The following is a 16,888-nucleotide window of genomic DNA, read 5'->3' as shown; positions in this document are numbered from 1 at the left end:
CGGCGGTCAGGCGATGCGGGCGACCCGCCCCGGCGGGGGTGCCGGGACCGCGTCGGGGTGCAGCGCGTGGGCGAGCGCCTCGATCCCGTCCACGAGCCGCGGGGCCGCCCGCACGACGTACGACGCCGAGTCGATCGCCACCAGCGGGACGCCAGGCAACCGCTCGGCGACGCCCGCCGCCTGCTCGCACGCGGCGTCGAGCCCGTAGCCGCACGGCGTGACGACGACCGCGTCGGGCCGCTCCGCCGCGGCGAGGTCGTCCCAGGACGCGGCGACGCTGCGCCCGCCGTCGACGCCCGAGACCGGGTCACCGCCGGCGAGCCGGACGAGCTCGGGCACCCAGTGGCCGGGCAGGAACGGCGGGTCGGTCCACTCGAGGACGAGGACGCGGGGCCGCGGCCGTGCAGCCAGTGCCGTCCCCACCGCGTCGAGCCGGGAGCGCAGGTCGGTGAGCAGCGGCCCGGCGTCCGCGCCGAGGCCGGCGGCGAGCGCAGCGATCCCGTCGAGCACCTCCTCGAGGGTGTGCGGGTCGAAGGAGTGCACGGCGACGTCGTCGAGCCCGATCTCGGTGAGGGCCTGCGCGACGGTGTGGCCGGGGAGGGCGCACACCTGGCAGAGGTCCTGGGTGACGACGACGTCGGGCGCGGCCGCGCGCAGCGCCTCCCGGTCCAGGTCGTACATCGGCAGCCCCGCCGCGGCGCGCTCCCGGACGCAGGCGTCGATCTCGACGGGGGTCATGCCCTCGGTCAGCACGGTGCGGACGACGACCGGGACCCGGTCGCGGACCCCGGGCGGGTGGTCGCACTCGAAGGTCACGGCGACGAGGTCCTCGGCACGGCCCAGCGCCCCCACGATCTCGGTCGCGGCGGGCAGGAGCGACGCGATCCGCATGGCGTTCGAGCCTACGGCTCGTGTGCGTGCGTTTCCGTGCCACAGCGCGGAAACGCACGCACACTGCCGTAGGCACAATCAGGACGTGTCGGACCTGGTGCTCGGGCTGCGGCTCTACGCCCGCGGGGCGACGACGGTGCTCGGCTCGGCCCGGCTGCTGCGCCTCGGCGCGCTGCCCGCGCTCGTGGCGGTCCTGCTCTACGCGGCGGTGTTCACGGCTCTCCTGCGGTTCCTGCCCGACCTGGTGGAGGTGCTGACGCCCTTCGACGACACCTGGTCGCCCGGGGCGCGGGAGGCCACCGACGTCGTCGTCGGGGTCGCGCTCGTCGGGGCCGTCGCCCTGGTGGCGGTCCTGGGCTTCGTCGCGGTGACGTTGGCGATCGGTGGACCGTTCTACGAGCGGCTCTCCGAGATCGTCGACGACGGGATCGGCGTGGTGCCCGAGGGCCCGCGACGGAGCACGGCGTCGTCGGTGCTGCGGGGCGCGCGGGACGGGCTGCTGCTGGTGCTGTTCTCGTTGCTCACGGCGGTGCCGTTGTTCGTCGCGGGGTTCGTGCCGGTGCTCGGGCAGACGGTGGTGCCGGTGGTCGCGGCGCTCGTGGGTGGTCGGCTGCTGGTGCTCGAGCTGACCGCGCCCGCCCTGGACCGGCGCGGGTTCGGGTTCGCCGCGCGCCGCCGGCTGGTGCGCTCGCGGCGGCTGCTCGGCTGGGGGGTGGGTGTCCCGACCTACCTGCTGTGCCTGGTGCCGCTCGTCGGCATCGTGGCGGTGCCGGTCGGGGCGGCGGCGTCGACGCTGCTCGCGCGGGAGCTGTGCGGCGAGCCGACCTCAGCCTGAATCCGCGAGCTCGGCGAGCAGGGCGTCCATCACCCGCTCCTCGTCGGCGGCCCGTCCGGCGCGTTGCATCGCGGTCGCCAGCTCGGGGTCCCACGGTGTCGGCGGGACCGGGCCGGCGAACTCCCGCAGCTCCACCCCCGCCTGCGCCGCCGCGGCGAGGGCGTCGGTGTAGTCGGCCGCCGTCATCCGCCACGGCACCACGCCCTGCGCGTGCAGCCGGGCGGTGATGGCGATGCCGTCGGGGTCGAAGTCGCCGTGGTGGCGGACCTCGGCCCCGGCCCCGAGCAGCCGGCGGATCAGCAGCGACGGCGCCGAGGTCGGGTTCCCGGCCGTGCAGAACATCGGTGCGGCGACGCCCTGCTGGACGGCCGCCTCGAGCAGCCGCGGGTTCTCCACGCCGTGCACGACGGTGCCCGGTGGCACCTCCAGGGGCATCTCCCGCAGCGACAGCACTGTCAGCGGCATCGGCGCCCCGGCGGCGGTCGTCGCCCGCACCGCCGCGGCGAGCCCGTCGCCGAGCAGCGGGAGCGCCCAGGTGAGCACCGGGGTGGCGACGAGGTCGCCCGGCAGGCCGGCCGCCGCCCAGACGGCCGGGTCGTCCCAGTGCTCGACGACGCCGGGCTCGCCGTCGGCCATCCGGAGGGCGAGCGCGAGCCCCACGGGCCGCCGGTACTGCCCGCCGCGGTCGAGGTCGTGGGCGCCGCGCACCGCCTGCGCCGCGACCTCCGCCCGACTCCGCTCGCCCGGCGTGTCGGCGAGCGCCAGGACCCGGGCCACCACCCGGACCAGCCGCCGCGCAGAGTCGTCGTCGGGAACCCGGGAGCGCACCTCGCCGGCCCACGCGGACACCCACGGCGCGTCGCCGAGGCCGTCGCGTGCGGCGTCGTCGAGGGCCTCGTCGCGGGACCGGCGACGGTCCCGCTCGGCGTCCCGGGCCTCGCGGCGGCCGGTGGGCGGGCAGCCGGCGTCGGTGAGCAGGCCGAGGAGGTCGGTCCCGTGACGGGCGAGCCCGCGGTCGAGGGCGGCGAGGTGGAGCCGGGCGGTGGACCGGCCCGGCGCGATCTCCTTGAGGCGGGCGCGGACCGACGGCGGGGTGCCGGTGGGCAGCGGTACCCATCCGCGGTCGTGCAGCCCGCGCTTCTCGAGCGCGTCGCGCACGTGCGCCCAGAGCGGGAGGAACTCGGGCTCGAGCAGCACCGGGGGCGTCGGCATCAGCGGTCCCCGCACCGCCGACCGAGGGCGTCGACGCCCGCCCGGATCATGCGCCCGTAGCCGTCGTCGGGAAGGGCGTCGAGACAGGCGCGAGCACGTTCGAGGTGGTGAGGGCTCCGGCGGCGTCCCGGAGGCGCCGGTAGTCCTCGCCGAGGTTGAGGTGCAGGGACGGGTAGAAGGCGGCGACGTCGAGCGAGGCGTGGTGGGCCCCGATCCGCTCCGCGGTGATCTCGTCGGCGGCCTCGAGGGCGCGCAGGTCCCAGGCGAGCTCGTCGACGATCTCCGGCTGCAGGTCGGCGGCGTGGTGGGCGAGCGTGCAGCGGGCGAGCGGATCCGACTGGATCTCGGCGTCCCCCCACAGCTCCACGAGCCGGCTCCTCGCCTCCTCGGCGTCCCCGGTCCGGCCGAGCTCGACCAGCTCGTCGATGCGCGCCATCACGTCCACGGCGCGCACGGTAGAACGACCCCGGCCGGGGCGGGTGAACGGCGCCGTTCTGGCGTCCGACGCCAGGATCGTGCCGTTGCTGGCACTCAGAGCAGCGTCGGCTGCTCGTCCTCGGCCTCGCCGTCGGCCACCGTCACCTCGGGCACGTACCGCGCGGCCGGGGGGAGCACCCGGACCGCGCCGTCATCGGCGACCGCCACGAGGTGCACCGAGACCAGCAGCGCGAGGACGTCGGCGGTGAACCGGTCGCGGTCGGCCAGCGCGCCCTTCGACCAGTAGCGCCCGTGCTCGGCCACCAGCTCGTCGAGGACCTCGCGGACCGAGGGCCAGGGGATCGGGTCGGGGTCCTCGGCGGGGCGGAACTGGAACACGAGCTCGCTGACCAGCAACAACGCCGCGTGGGCGACGGTGCCTCCCGCCGGGAACGCGACGTCGGAGCAGCCGCCATCGACGTCGAGCGCGGCGAACCCCTCCGCGCGCGCCTCCAGCACGAGCCCGGTGCGGGCCTCGATCCGGCGGGCCTCGTCGACCGCCCGGCGGCGGAGCTCGGCGAACCGCGCGGCGTCGACGTCCCCGGCCAGCAGCACCGGGTCCTCGATCAGCCGGCGGCGGGCCGCGGTGGCGGCGGACCCCCGCTCCCGCGCCCGCGCGACCAGCTCGTCGGGGCTCTCCGCCGCTACCACGGCGCCCGTCGGCAGTAGCGCCATCCGATCCTGGCGGACCTCGAGCAGGGCATCCGCGTCGGCGTCGTGCTCGTAGGACGCGACCCCCCGGTCGAGCTCGCGCAGCATCCCCTGCGCGATCAGCCACCGCAGCGCCGTCACCAGCGCCCGACGCGAGGCGGCGTCGGTGTCCAGGGCGACGCCGGCCTCGGCCGCCGCGGAGTGCACCGCGTTGACGAGGTCGCGCAGGCTGGTGCGGTCGGGGCCGGACGTGGTCGCGGCGAGCACCAGGGCGAGCGCGGTGTACTCGGCGGAGGTGAAGGCGCGCGGGGTGGCCGACACGGTGCGCAGCGGCCGGTCCGGCGGCACGTGCCCGGTCTTCACCAGCCGCGCGGTGTCGGCGGTGACGACGAGCCGGTAGTTGAGCTCCTGGGTGAACCAGGCGTCGAGGACGTCCGCGTGCCGGCGGACGAGCGCCACCAGCTCCGGGTCGGACTCGGCGGTGCGCCACGGCCGGGCGAGCAGGGCGCGGGTGGCGGCGACGAGCTCGCCGTCGCGCTGCGGGTCGGAACGGGGGGCGGTCACCGGACACGCCCCTTGCCAACCGAGCGAGCGGCACTCTCGCTCACGTAGAAGCAGCGAAAGTGCCGCTCGCTCCAGCCGGACGGGCCGCTCACGGCGCCGGCTCCACCGTCATGACGAGCCCCTCGATCCGCAGCGCACCCGCGTGGGTCGGCACGCTCGTGGTCGAGCCGGGCTCGCGCCGGACCTCGCAGCGCACCCCGTCGAGCGTGATGCTCCCCGACGACGCCGTCCCGGCACCCAGGTCGGCCACGGCCCGCGTCAGGACCCGCTGCAGCTCGCGCAGCGCCGGCTCGGATAGCCGCGCCGAGAACCCGCCGGCCCCCGCCTCGAGCAGTTCGGCGCGGGCCGCGGCTGCGCGCTTCTCGGCCTCCGCGCGCTTGGCGAGCAGGTGACGACGCTCCTGGGTCCGGTCCTGTACGCGGGAGGTCCGCCCCCGGCTCGTGGTGTCACCGCGCTCGCGCAGCGAGACCGGCACCGTCGCCACCGGCGCGTCCCACCACGACGTCGCCGACGAGACCGGGTCGGTGTCGTCGCCACCCGCGCCGCCGAGGTGCCGGGCGCCGAACATCCCGAACGCCGCCGACGCCAGCTCGTGGGCCCGCGCCGCGTCGGAGCGCGCGAAGAACAGCGCCAGCCGCAGGAAGTCGACCCGCCGCGACGACCCCGCGGTGCCGGTCCGCGAGAGCCGCGTGAGGTTCTGGGTGAGGGTCCGGACGGCGTCGACCGCGTCGCGCTCGAGGGTCTGGACCCGGCTGGGCCGCCCCGGGGCGGACACGAACCACGACGCCAGGTTCTCCCAGTCCGCCTCGGCGGCGCCCGGTTCGCGGCGCACCCGCACGCTCGACAGACCCGCGGCGGCGACCCGCGCGGCGAGGCCGTCCGCGGCCCGCTCGACGATCGTCCCGACGACGGGCGCGACCTCGGCGAGCAGCCCGGCGATCGGGCGGGCCGCGCGCCGCAGGGTCTCCAGCCGCTCGCCCACGTAGCCGACGAGGACCTCGGAGAAGAACGCGAACTCGTCCTCGTCGAGGTCGAACCGCGACTGCCACTGGTTGATCGCCGCGAAGAACTGCGTGATCTCCGCGGAGAACGCCACGTGCGCGTCGAACACCGCCCGGACCGCCTCGGCGAGCCGATCGGGCGGGGCGGTCGCGGCGTCGAGGACGGTGAGGGTCTCGAGGCCGGCGCGGAGCTGCTCGAGGCGGCCGAGCGAGACGTCGCGCACGTCGTCGACCTGCGCGAGCACCCCCTCGACGACGTCGTGGACCTCCTGCCCGACGCGGGTGATGAGGTACCGGTTGCGGCGCCGGTAGTAGTCCTCGACGGTGCCGACCTGCCCCACCGACGCCGACACCTCGAGGTTGCCCCACTCGCGCAGCTGCTCGAGCCGCTGCGTGACGGTGACCTCCTCGAGCGCCGTCCCGGACTCGGCCAGGCGGGCGGTGACCTCCGCGGGCGTGAGCTCGGCGAAGAACGTGCCGGCGAAGACGGCGAGGATCGCGCGGTAGTCGGGCGACTCGGTGACGTAGGCGAAGACCGACGTCCGGATCCCCGGGGCGCTCATGCGGCGACCGTGAGGTCATGGCCGTTCCAGCGGTAGTGCACCAGCGCGATCGCGCGCAGCTCCGGGTCGCGCAGCACCTCGGTGATCGCGAGCGCCGGCACGTTGGCGTGGGTGCCCCAGAGCCGCTCGGAGGTGACGACGAAGTCCACGTCGAGATCGACGAGCAGCCCGAAGAGCTTCGCGTGGTTGTCCTCGGAGACCTTGGCGAAGGCGTCGTCGAGCAGGACCAGGCGGGGCGCGCCGACGCCGTGCGGATCGTGCGCGGCCGCGCTCGCGGCGGCGGCGGAGGCCATCGGCAGCACCGTCACCAGCTTCTTCTCGCCCTCGGAGAGCGTGGTGCGCCGCGTCAGCAGCTCGTCGCTGCGCCGCGGCCGGCGGAGGTAGATCCGCATCTCGTGCCAGGTCCGGTAGTCGAGGACCTCACCGATGACGGTGCGGTACGACGCCTCCGGGTCCTGGTTGCGCGCCTGTTCGACGAGGCCCTTGACCGCCTCGCGGACGCGGTCGTCCTCGTCGGGCGTGCGCAGGTCGGGGTGCTTGCCGAGCAGCTCGAGCGCCGTCGCGGTCTCCGGGTCGAGGTCGGAGCGGGGGCGCCAGTCCAGCCGGACGCCGATGCCCTGGCTCGAGGTGACGCCACGGAGGATGCCGTTGATGCGCTGCACCAGCTCGCGGGCGGCGAACAGCGCGTCGGCCACCTCGCGGGCGATCCGGCCGTGCAGCAGGTTGCGCAGCGCCTGGTCCTGGTGGGCGGAGAGCAGGCTGGTCGCGCGACGCCGCTGCACCGCCACCCGGTGCACCATCTGCGCGAGCACGGCTCGGCTCGGCCCGGTGACGTGGACGGCCAGCGGCGCGCCGTCGGCGCCGCGGCGGGACTCGATGTCCCAGCCGGAGGCGAGGTGGTCGCGGGTCGAGCGCAGCGCCTTCTCCAGGGCGTCCTCGCTGACCTGCGCCCGCGGGGCCGGGATCCGGGCGCGGAGGGCCTCGACGAGCTCGCGGGCGCCGTCGACGGTGGCCGGGGTGGTCGGGACGGGCTCCGGGGCACCGCCGTCGTCGTCGGGCCCGCCCTCGTCCGGAGCGAGCGGACCGTTCGCTGCGTCTGCGCGTGCGAGAGTGCCGTTCGCTCCGTCCTGGGCGCTCTCGGTGCTGCTCCGTTCGGCCGCCGCCAGGAGCCCGGGGACCTCGACTGCCTCGACCAGCCTCGCCCGGCCCGCCGTCGCCGCCGTCTCCCGCTCGGTGAGCGTCTCCCGGGCCGACTCGACCCGTAGCTCGGCCTCGCGGACCGCGACCGTCGCGGTGGTCTGCTCCTCGCGTGCGGTCTCCAGCCGGCCCGCCACCTCGCGCAGGTGCTCGTCGAGCTCGCCGACCCGGGCCGCGACCTTCGCCGGCTCCTCGCCCAATGACGCCTCGACGGTCTCCAGCTCGGTGCGCACGGCGGCGGCGTGCCCGGCCGCGGCGCGGTGGTCGGCGACGGCGGGCCCGAGCTCGGCGACCTCCCGCTCCCAGCCCGCGATCGCCTCGCGCCACGCCCGCCCGCTGCGCCGCCCCCGCTCCGTCGCGGACTCCACCGACGCCAGCGCCCGCTCGGCGTCCCCGACCGCCTCGAGCAGCTCCTCGAGCCGCGACGGGTCGGTCGGGAGACCCGCGTCGGAGGCCTCCTGCTGCAGCAGCGCCACGGCCTCGTCCGCCCGACGCCGGGCCTCGGCGGCCGCGGCGGCACGCTCGGCCGATCGCCCCTGGGCCTGCTCGGCGTAGCGGGTCGCGCCGGTCGCCGTGGACACGGCGTCGTCGACCGCGCGGGTCGGGGGCAGCTCACGCATCAGCACGCGCAGCGCCTCGGCGTGCTCGTCGAGCGCCGCCGACACCGCCCGCGCCACGGCCAGCCGCTCCTGCGCCAGCCCCGCCTGGTCGGCGAGCTCGGCCAGCCGCCGCTGCCGGGCCTGCGCCCGCGCGCCGGTGCCGACGTGCTCGGCGGCCGGCTTGGTGTGGCGGCCCCGCAGCGGTCCGGCGCCGAACGATCCGTCGTGGCCGACCCAGAGGCCGCCGGAGACACTGCCCGGCTCGTCGCCGACCGCCGCCAGCACCCCGGCGACGACCTCGACCGGCACCGTTCCGGCCACCGGCGTCAGCCACCGTGCGAGCCCGCCGGTCGCAGGTCCGCGTCCCGACGCCGCGCTCACCAGCAGCTCCCCGCCCTCGCCGCGCAGCGCGCCGTCGGCGCACACCCGGGCCGCGAGCAGGCCCGACGCCTCGAGCGCGGCCTCGAGCCCGGCCCGGGCGGCGTCGTCGAGGTCCTCGGCGAAGTCGACGACCGACGCGAACAGCACGGCGTCGTCGGTGTCGGCGTCGCTCCGCCAGGGCTCCCGCGGCAGCGGCAGCTCCCCCGCCGCCTCGACCCGGGCGTACTCGGCCCGCAGCTCCTCGACCTCGTCCGCGGCCCGCTCGACGGCCGTCGTGGCCCGGCTGCGCGCGGCGGCGAGCGCGCCCGCGGCGTCGTCGGAGCGCCGACGGGCCGCTCCCACGAGCGCGTCGGCGCGGGCCCGCAGGTCGTCGCCGGGTCCGTGGTCCTCGGCGTCGTCGGGGGCCGGCGCGGCCAGCCACCCCGACGGGCCACCCGGTTCGGCGGCGGGCACCGCGGCGAGGTGGGCGGCGAGCCGCTCCCGCCAGGCGACGACGGCGTCGGCGTGCTCGTCGGCCGCGGCCCGCGCCGCCCGCCGCGCGACATCGGCCTGCTCGGCGGCCTCGTCGGCCCGGTCGCGGGCCTCGGCTGCCTCGGCGTCGGCCCGGTCGGCCGTGGCGGACTCCCGGTCCGCGGCGCCGGCGCGCTCGCGCAGCCCACGCACCGTCGCCCGGTGCGCCCGCAGCCCGTCGCCCACCCCGACGAGGGCCGTGGCCAGGTCCTCCGTGGGGTCCGAGGAGTCCTCGGGGACGTCGACGGTGCTGCCGCCGGCCTCGTCGTGCCGGGGCTCGGTGACCAACGCGGGCGGGTCGGGCAGCCGGGAGAGCGCCGGCCCGGCCGCGGCGGTGCGCGCACACGTCGCCACCGCGGCCAGGTGCTCGGCGATGCCGACGAGGTCGGACTCCAGCTGCCCCCGCGCTGCGCCGACCGCGTCGGCGGCCGTCGTCGTCCGAGCCCGCGCCCGTTCCCGGACGGCCTCGAGCGTGGCCGCGGTCGCGTCGGCGCGGGAGAGCTCGTCGCGGCGGCGGACCAGGTCGGCGTGGGCGGAGTACTCCGGGAGGCTCACCAGCCCCTGCCGCTCGGCCGTGGCACGGGCGTGCTCGTCGGTGAGGTCGCCGACGGCGCGCGTGGCGTCCTCGCGGGCCGTGACCGCCCGCCCGGCGACCGCCCGATCACGCTCCAGCCGTGTGGCCGCGGTCCGCGCCGCGTCCACCGCCGAGGCCGCGCCCTCGACCGCGGTCGTGAGCACCCGGCGGGCATAGTCGGCGTAGACCTCGACGACGCCGTCGAGCGCCTGGGCCGTCGTCGCGAGGTCGGTGACGTTGCGGCGGTGGTCCTCGAGGTCCTCGAGGGGCTGCGCGGCGTCGGACACCGCGTCCTCCGGGACCGGGGGCAGCGCCTCGCGCAGGGTGCGGGGCAGGTCGGTGTCGATGCGGTCGCCCACCCGGGGGTTGCGGACCTGGTGCAGCAGGCGGAAGTAGGCCTGGGGGTCGGTGCCGCCGAAGAACCGGCGGCCGATCTCGGCCCGGTACTCCGCGGTGGAGGTGAACACCGCCCCGCGCGCGCCGAGCTCGCCGCGCAGCACCTCGGCGGAGAACGGGACGTCGGCCTCGGTGAGCCGGAAGTCGATCTTCGCGCGGCGGTCGGTGGAGAACCACCACGTGGTGACCCGGTCGGTGCTGCGGTTGGCGCGGATGCCGCAGCCGACGGTGCGGTGCTCGACACCCCCGTCGGCGGTGTCCCGGAGGAACTCGATCCACAGGTAGCCGGTGCGCTGCGTGTCGTCGTTGTCGGAGAGCATCCAGCTGCGCAGCACGCCCCGCTGCTCGCCCGCGGCGTCGATCTTGCGGACGTCCGCCTCGAGCAGGAACGGCAGCAGCATGTTCATGGCGGTCGACTTGCCCGACCCGTTGACTCCCCGCAGCAGCAGGCGGCCGTCGGCGAAGTCCAGCACCTCGTCCTGGTACTGGTACACGTTCAGGATCCCGGCGCGGGACGGCCTCCAGCGTCTGCTCCGCTCGGTCTGCGCCACTCGTCGGAGGGTACGGACCACCCCTGACGGTCCCGGCTCACGCCCGGCCGGGGGAACCCGGTCACGCCGCGTGGAACGGCGACCTCGAGCCGATCGTCGCGAGGGTCGCGCGGGGCGCCCCCGCGAAGCGGTGGCCCGGCCCGGCGGCGCCCACCGCGCGGTGCCAGGTCAGCGCCCGGGCGACCACGGCCGCCCGGCACGCGAGCTCGGCGGTGCGCACGAGGTCGTCGTGCCCGGCGAGGTCGGAGAACCCGTCGAGGTAGGCGTCGCGGGCGGCCCGGACCGCCGCGTCGTCGGTTCCGACGCCGAGGGCGCGCGCGAGCCCGCCGAGCGCGACGAGCAGGCAGGCGAACGGGTGCGCGAGCACCGCGTCGCCCCGGTCGTAGAAGCGGGGCCCGTGGTCGTCGGACGGGGCCACGATGTTGCCGGGGTGGAGGTCCTGGTGGTCGACGGTGACGAGGTCGGCGCCCGGCGAGTCCGCGAGCGCCGCGGCCCAGTGGACGACGAGGGCGCGGCGGCGGGCCACGTCGTCGTCGAGACCCGTCGCGGCGAGCGCGTCCTCGAAGCGCGCCGGCAGCGCGCCCGGGGAGGCGTCGGGCACGCCCGCCGCGAGCACCTCCGCGCGCGCCGGCGCCACCGCCCGCTGCAGCGCCGCGTACACCCGCAGGGCCGCCGCGACCGCGGCCGCGATTCGCTCGCCGTCGCGCAGCGTGGGACCGCCGTCGGGCAGCAGCAGCCAACCGCGGTCGTCGTCGCGCGCGATCGGGACGAGCACCGCCCCGGGCGCCCGGACGGCGAGGATCCGGGAGAGACCGACCTCGGCGCGGGCGGCCGGCGTGGTGGCCTTGAGCCAGACCGGGCCGTCGGCGGTGGGCAGGCGCAGCACCGTCGACCAGGGCCGTTCGCGGGCGACCGGCGGACCGGTGAGGCGGACGTGCTCGGCGGCCCAGGCGAGCTCCTCGGCGTACCGCTGCTCCGGGTCCCCCGACACCGCCCCACCCCTTCCGCGGGGAGATCATGCACCGTGCTCGTCGTCCTGCCGCCGTCCGAGACCAAGGCCTCGGGTGGTCGCGGCGCGCCGCTGGACCTGGACGCGCTGTCGTTCCCGGCGTTGAACCCGGTGCGCCGCGAGCTGGTCGACGAGGTCGTGGCGCTGGCCGACGACGTCCCCGCCTCCCGCGCGGCGCTCGGGGTCAGCGAGCGTCAGGACGACGAGATCGAGCGGAACGCGTCGCTGAGGTCCTCGCGGACCGCCCCCGCCCTGCGCCGCTACACCGGAGTGCTCTACGACGCCCTCGACGCCGGGTCCCTGACGACGACGGCCCGGCGCCGGATCGCGGTGTGCTCGGCGCTGTTCGGGCTGGTCATGGGCACCGACCCGATCCCGGCCTACCGGCTCTCGGCCGACTCGGCGCTACCTGGCCGGGGCAGGCTGCGCACGGTGTGGCGCCCGGTGCTCGGTCCGGTCCTCGCGGGTCTCGACGAGCACGTGGTCGACCTGCGCTCGGGTGGCTACGCGGCCCTGGCCCCCGCCCCGGGCGCGACGACGCTGGACGTGGTGTCGGAGGCGCCCGACGGGTCGCGGGCCACGGTGAGCCACGCGAACAAGTCGTCCAAGGGGCACGCGGCGCGGCTCCTCGCGGCGACCCGCCGCCGGCCGAAGGACACCGGCGGGGTGCAGGCGGTGCTGGCGGACGCGGGGCTGCGGGTGGAGCGGGCGGGCGAGACGTCGCTGCTGCTCGTGGTGCCGCGCTGACGACGCGCACCCGGCCGATGAGTGAGCGGCGGCGTTCTGGCGTCACATGCCAGGAACGTGCCGTTGCTGTCAAGGAGGCCGCCGACCTCGGCCGATGAGTGAGCGGCGCCGTCCTGACGTCAGACGCCAGGAACGTGCCGTTGCTGTCAGCCCGGGCCGGCCAGCTCGGCGAGGACCGCATCCGTGAACGCCGGCCACACCTCCTTGGCCCAGTCGCCGAAGTCCCGGTCGGTGAGCACCACGCACGCGGCGTCCACGGCCGGGTCGACCCAGATGAACGTCCCCGACTGCCCGAAGTGCCCGAAGGTCTCCGGCGAGCTCGACGCGCCGGTCCAGTGCGGCGACTTGTGGTCGCGCAGCTCGAGGCCCAGCCCCCAGTCGTTGGGCCGCTGGTGCCCGAGCCCCGGCAGCACCCCGTCGAGCCCCGGGAACTGCACCGACCTCGCCTCGGCCATCGTCTCCGGGGCGAGCAGGGTCGGGGCGCGCAGCTCGCCGGCGAACACCGCGAGGTCGGCCAGCGTCGACGTCGCGCCGTGCCCCGGCGAGCCGTCCAGCGTCGTCGAGCCCATCCCCAGCGGCTCGCACACCGCCTCGTGCAGGTAGTCGCCGAACGCGATCCCGGTCCGCTCCGCGAGGTGGTCGGCGAGCACCTCGAACCCCGCCGAGGAGTACAGCCGCCGGGTGCCCGGCGCCGCCACCACGCGCTGCTCGGAGAACGCGAGCCCGGAGGTGTGCGCGAGCAGGTGCCGGACGGTGGAGCCCTCCGGCCCGGCCGCCTCGTCGAGGGTGATGGCCTCCTCCTCGACGGCGAGCAGCGCGGCCACCGCGACCAGCAGCTTCGTCACCGACGCGAGCGGGAAGCGGCGGCCGGTGTCGCCGTGGGTGGCGGTGCCCGGGGCGGTCAACACCGCGGCCGCCGCGTGCTCGACCGGCCAGTCCTCCACGCGGCGCAGGCTCTCCACGGGCGCCGACCCTAACCGCGCGACCGACCGCTCAGGCCGCGGTGTCCGCCGTCGTCGCGCGCAGGTCCGTGACCACCCGCTCGGTGACCGCCCGCTTGACCGCCCACTGCCGGTTGGGGCGCGTCCGCGTCGTCACCCGCAGCGTCATCCCCGACTCGCTGACGTCCTGCACCCCGAGCACCCGGGGCGGGTCGAGGACGTCGTGGGCCAGCCCGTCCTCGACCGCCTCGTGCGCCGCGCGCGCGGCGACCCGGCCGGCCTCCTCGACGTCGGCGTCGAGCTGGATGGGGACGTCGACGACGGCGACGGCGTGGTCCTGCGAGGCGTTGCCGACGCGCTCGATGGTGCCGTTGCGCACGTACCAGACGACGCCGGAGACGTCGCGGACCGACGTGGTGCGCAGGCCGACGCGCTCGATGGTGCCGACCGCGTCGCCGAGGTCGACGTGGTCGCCGACCCCGTACTGGTCCTCGAGCAGCATGAAGATGCCGGAGATGAAGTCCCGGACCAGGTTCTGGGCGCCGAACCCGACCGCGAGGCCGAGGACCCCGGCGGACGCGAGCACGGGGGCGAGGTTCACGCCGAGCCGGGACAGCACCATCATGAAGGCGGTCCCGAAGATCACGATCGTGGTGGCCGAGCGCAGCACCGAGCCGACCGTCCTCGCGCGCTGGGCGCGCCGGGCGGACCCGAAGGCTTCGATGCGGGCGGCGTCGCTCACCCCGTGCCTGCGCCGGAGCAGGCCGACCACGCCGGGGACGCCGACGCCGGCCGCCACGTGCCCGATCACCCGGTTGACCACGGTGCGCAGCGCGACCGCGACCAGGACGATCCCGATCACCGAGGCGAGCACCGACACCGTGCCGTCGGCGCCGCGGGCCAGCCAGGCCAGGCCGGTCCAGGACCAGACCCGGGCGCACCAGGAGCCGGCATCGGCGGCGCAGTCGGGCGCGGTGCCCCCGAGGGGAGGGGCGACGAGGGGGAGCAGGGCGGGCAAGGGCAGTGCGGAGAGCACGGTGCGCGGGTCACCTCGCAGGACGACCGGGCCGGTCGTCGCGGTCGGATCCAGGGCGATCGAGCGCCGTCACGGTGCCTGACACCGACGGGTGACGTGACAGGGGGGTGGGTCCGGCGTGGTGCACGGGTGCGCCGGCCCCGCGCCGGGTAGGGACTCCGATATGCCCGACTCCGCGGGGGCCTCCCCGCCGCGTGGCCCGAACCGGTCACCGCTCTACCTGGCGGGAGCCGTCGGCATAGCGCTACCGGGCGTCGTGATGAGCGTCGCGGGCCTGTCGGTCTCGCCGCCGGTCGACGCGCTGCTCTACGGGCTCGCGATCGTCGGGGCGGCGTTCCTGCTGTCCTGGGCCGCGGAGGCCGCGCAGGTCGACATCTCGGCCGGTCTCGCGATCGCGTTGCTGGCGCTGGTCGCGGTGCTGCCGGAGTACGCGGTGGACTTCGTCTTCACCATCGAGGGCGGCAACGCCTACGCCCAGTACGGCCCCACCTGCCTGCCGCCGGGCTCGACCGAGCAGTCGCCGTGCGGGCTGGCGCTGGCCAACATGACCGGGGCCAACCGGATCCTCGTGGGCATCGGCTGGGCCCTGGTGGTGCTCCTCGCCGCGATCCGGCTCCGGCGGGACGCGGCCCGGGGTCGCGACGCGCACGGCGACGGCGGCACCACCCGGCGTCGGGGGCACTCCACGCGGGTCACGCTCCTGCCCACCGACGCGGTCCCGCTGGCGTTCCTGTTGCTCGCGACGCTGTACTCGCTGACCCTGCCATTCCGTGTCAGCATCACGCTGGTCGACCTCGTCGTCCTCGTCGGGATCTTCGTCGGCTACAGCATCCGCGTGGCGCGCGCCCCGGCCGAGGACCCGGAGCTGATCGGACCCTCCGCCTGGGTCGGCCGGCAGGCCGCCACCCCCCGCCGCGTCTGGTACATCGGGCTGTTCGTCGTGGCGGCCGCGGTCATCCTGCTCTGCGCGGAGCACTTCGCGAACTCGTTGGTCGAGACCGGCACCGAGCTCGGCATCAGCCAGTTCTTCCTGGTCCAGTGGGTCGCACCGCTCGCCTCCGAAGCACCGGAGCTGCTCGTCGCCGGGCTCTACGCCTGGCGGCTCAAGACCACCGACGCGCTCGCCACGCTGGTCTCCTCGAAGGTGAACCAGTGGTCCCTGCTCGTCGGCACCCTGCCGCTGGTGTTCGCGCTCGCCTCCGGGTCGCTGCACGGCCTGCCGATCGACGCCGAGCAGCGCGAGGAGCTCCTGCTCACCGCCGCCCAGTCGCTGTTCGCGGTGGCGCTGCTCGTGTCGCTGTCGATCACGGTGCCCGGCGCGCTCGCGCTGCTCGGGCTGTTCGCGCTCCAGTTCGTGCTGGCCGCGGTGCTGAGCGGCCCCGCCCAGGACCTGGAGCTCCTCGTCGTCTCGGCGATCTACCTCGTGCTCGCGATCGTGCTCTTCGTGCGGCAGCGGCGGGACCTGCGCACCATGCTGCGCAACGGCTTCTGGCGGCCGTACGTGGAGCTCACCCGGGAGCAGCGGTGACGAAGCTGGCCGTGCTGTACGTGCACGGTGCGTGTGGTGACGCCGATAGCGACGTCACTGGCCCGCGCCTGGCACCGCCTGTGCGCGTCACGGCCGGGTAACGCCGCCGTGTCGTCGGGCGATCCTCCGGGCAGCCGTATCCCCGCGTCCGCCGAGCACCCGGAGCTCCCGCATGCCCCGTCCCAGCCCGACGCCCCGTTCCGCGCCCCCGCACGTCGCCGTGCAGGTGGCGCGGGGAGGCGGCCGGCCCCGCCCGCCGGGGCCGGGCCGGTGTCGCGGACGGCCCCGGGACGGGTCGGGTGCCGGGCCTGGTCGGCCTCGTGCTCGGGGTGCTCGCCCTGCTCGCGTCGGTCGTGGTCGCGGCCGACCCGGCGGTGCTCGGCCGGTTCGGGGCGTCTCCCCTCGCCCCCGTCGTGCCGCTGGTGACGGCGCTGCTCGCGACGGCGTGCGCGGGCCTCGGGGCCGGGCGGCACCGGGCGGGGCGGGGCGTCGCCGTGACCGGCGTGGTCGTCGGGCTCGCGGGTGTCGCGGCCGCGGTCGTCCCGCTCCTCGCGCTCTGAGCAGCGCCCGAGCTCAGCCGGTGTAGCCCGGGCGCCCGAGCATCTCCCGGATCGCGGCGTCGACGAACGCGGTGTCCTCGGGGTTCTGCCCGCCCCCGGCGAAGTGACCCCAGACCCCGGGGATCACCCGCACGTCCCCGTCCGGGATGAACTGCGAGGCCCAATACTCGTCCTCGGGCGGGAAGTACAGGTCCTTCTCGGCGGGCAGGGAGAGCAGCGGGCACCGGATCGAGCGCAGCGCGGCCCGGGTGTCGCCGTCGAAGCCGGGCGTGTTCCCGACGTCGCCGGCGTGCCACGTCCGCAGCATGGTCAGCAGGTTGTTCGGGTCCCGGCCGTCGCGGAAGAACTGTTCCCAGAACCCGAACAGGAAGTCGTCGAGCGAGGTGAACCCGAGGGAGCGCCACGCCTCAGTCCAGTAGAAGGCCTGCGAGAAGCCCCACCCGGAGTAGATCCGGGCGAACGCGCGCAGGCCCTTCACCGGCGGGCGGTCGGGCGGGTAGTCGCCGTCGGCGTACGCCGCGTCGGCGACCAGCGCGGTCGCGAGCGACTCGAGGAAGACCTTGTTGTGCGGCGCGGTGACGCTCGACCCGCAGAACGGGACCGCGCGCTGCACCATCTCCGGGTGGGCGACCGCCCACTGGTAGGTCTGACCGGCTCCCATCGAC

The 16,888-nt window shown here is 76.4% G+C and carries 13 protein-coding genes and 1 pseudogene; 4 read left to right on the top strand and 10 right to left on the bottom strand.

Going from position 1 to position 16,888, the window contains the following annotated elements; all coding sequences use genetic code 11:
- Window positions 1–6: 6 nt before the first annotated feature.
- Entirely contained in the window at window positions 7–891 is an 885-nt protein-coding gene (locus tag VGH76_RS00085) for a cobalamin-binding protein (protein WP_331554557.1), read from the bottom strand.
- A gap of 85 nt (window positions 892–976) precedes the next feature.
- On the opposite strand from VGH76_RS00085, the gene VGH76_RS00080 reads away from it, so the two are divergent.
- Window positions 977–1,726: an EI24 domain-containing protein gene (locus VGH76_RS00080; protein ID WP_331554556.1), complete on the top strand. Its 750-nt coding sequence runs from the start codon at window positions 977–979 to the stop codon at window positions 1,724–1,726.
- Here VGH76_RS00080 and VGH76_RS00075 read toward each other — a convergent pair.
- The 6 genes from VGH76_RS00075 to VGH76_RS00050 all read right to left on the bottom strand — a co-directional run bounded on the left by VGH76_RS00075 (window position 1,718) and on the right by VGH76_RS00050 (window position 11,393).
- Complete coding sequence (locus VGH76_RS00075) at window positions 1,718–2,938, bottom strand: DUF2399 domain-containing protein (RefSeq protein WP_331554555.1); 1,221 nt, start codon at window positions 2,936–2,938, stop codon at window positions 1,718–1,720. The genes VGH76_RS00080 and VGH76_RS00075 overlap by 9 nt on opposite strands.
- A 46-nt stretch (window positions 2,939–2,984) precedes the next feature.
- Window positions 2,985–3,383 carry a hypothetical protein gene (locus tag VGH76_RS00070; protein WP_414637628.1) on the bottom strand — a complete coding sequence of 133 codons (399 nt, stop codon included), beginning with the start codon at window positions 3,381–3,383 and terminating at the stop codon, window positions 2,985–2,987.
- Between the two features lie 86 nt (window positions 3,384–3,469).
- A complete protein-coding gene (locus VGH76_RS00065) occupies window positions 3,470–4,630 on the bottom strand; it encodes a TIGR02678 family protein (protein WP_331554554.1) in 1,161 nt (386 codons plus the stop codon).
- A gap of 88 nt (window positions 4,631–4,718) precedes the next feature.
- Window positions 4,719–6,194 (bottom strand): TIGR02677 family protein, encoded by a 1,476-nt coding sequence (locus tag VGH76_RS00060; protein ID WP_331554553.1) that lies wholly within the window; start codon window positions 6,192–6,194, stop codon window positions 4,719–4,721.
- A complete protein-coding gene (locus tag VGH76_RS00055) occupies window positions 6,191–10,402 on the bottom strand; it encodes an SbcC/MukB-like Walker B domain-containing protein (RefSeq protein WP_331554552.1) in 4,212 nt (1,403 codons plus the stop codon). The genes VGH76_RS00060 and VGH76_RS00055 overlap by 4 nt, the downstream gene beginning before the upstream one ends.
- Window positions 10,403–10,463: 61 nt before the next feature.
- The gene (locus VGH76_RS00050; protein ID WP_331554551.1) at window positions 10,464–11,393 is read right to left on the bottom strand and encodes an aminoglycoside phosphotransferase family protein; all 930 of its coding nucleotides are present in this window, start codon (window positions 11,391–11,393) and stop codon (window positions 10,464–10,466) included.
- Window positions 11,394–11,426: 33 nt separating this feature from the next.
- Between VGH76_RS00050 and VGH76_RS00045 the strand changes: the two genes are divergently transcribed.
- Window positions 11,427–12,158 carry a YaaA family protein gene (locus VGH76_RS00045; protein ID WP_331554550.1) on the top strand — a complete coding sequence of 244 codons (732 nt, stop codon included), beginning with the start codon at window positions 11,427–11,429 and terminating at the stop codon, window positions 12,156–12,158.
- Window positions 12,159–12,304: 146 nt separating this feature from the next.
- Here the strand turns inward: VGH76_RS00045 and VGH76_RS00040 are convergent, their stop codons facing one another.
- The gene (locus tag VGH76_RS00040; protein WP_331554549.1) at window positions 12,305–13,120 is read right to left on the bottom strand and encodes a serine hydrolase domain-containing protein; all 816 of its coding nucleotides are present in this window, start codon (window positions 13,118–13,120) and stop codon (window positions 12,305–12,307) included.
- Between the two features lie 31 nt (window positions 13,121–13,151).
- Window positions 13,152–14,135 (bottom strand): mechanosensitive ion channel family protein, encoded by a 984-nt coding sequence (locus VGH76_RS00035; RefSeq protein WP_331554548.1) that lies wholly within the window; start codon window positions 14,133–14,135, stop codon window positions 13,152–13,154.
- 163 nt (window positions 14,136–14,298) lie between these two features.
- Between VGH76_RS00035 and VGH76_RS00030 the strand changes: the two genes are divergently transcribed.
- The gene (locus VGH76_RS00030; protein WP_414637627.1) at window positions 14,299–15,663 is read left to right on the top strand and encodes a sodium:proton exchanger; all 1,365 of its coding nucleotides are present in this window, start codon (window positions 14,299–14,301) and stop codon (window positions 15,661–15,663) included.
- Window positions 15,664–15,962: 299 nt separating this feature from the next.
- A complete protein-coding gene (locus tag VGH76_RS00025; RefSeq protein WP_331554546.1) occupies window positions 15,963–16,223 on the top strand; it encodes a hypothetical protein in 261 nt (86 codons plus the stop codon).
- A 13-nt stretch (window positions 16,224–16,236) separates the two neighbouring features.
- On the opposite strand, the pseudogene VGH76_RS00020 reads toward VGH76_RS00025, so the two are convergent.
- Window positions 16,237–16,888: pseudogene (locus VGH76_RS00020) on the bottom strand (hypothetical protein); the annotation flags it as partial.

The sequence above is a fragment of the Actinomycetospora sp. genome (assembly GCF_036497585.1).
GTDB lineage: Bacteria > Actinomycetota > Actinomycetes > Mycobacteriales > Pseudonocardiaceae > Actinomycetospora.
The sequence above is the reverse complement of the archived record's forward strand: the minus strand, read 5'-3'. Positions and strand labels throughout refer to the sequence as shown.

Coding starts and splice junctions, on each gene's coding strand:
- VGH76_RS00085 (WP_331554557.1), bottom strand. CDS start 891: ATGCGGATCGCGTCGCTCCTGCCCGCCGCGACCGAGATCGTGGGGGCG.
- VGH76_RS00060 (WP_331554553.1), bottom strand. CDS start 6,194: ATGAGCGCCCCGGGGATCCGGACGTCGGTCTTCGCCTACGTCACCGAG.
- VGH76_RS00075 (WP_331554555.1), bottom strand. CDS start 2,938: ATGCCGACGCCCCCGGTGCTGCTCGAGCCCGAGTTCCTCCCGCTCTGG.
- VGH76_RS00030 (WP_414637627.1), top strand. CDS start 14,299: ATGCCCGACTCCGCGGGGGCCTCCCCGCCGCGTGGCCCGAACCGGTCA.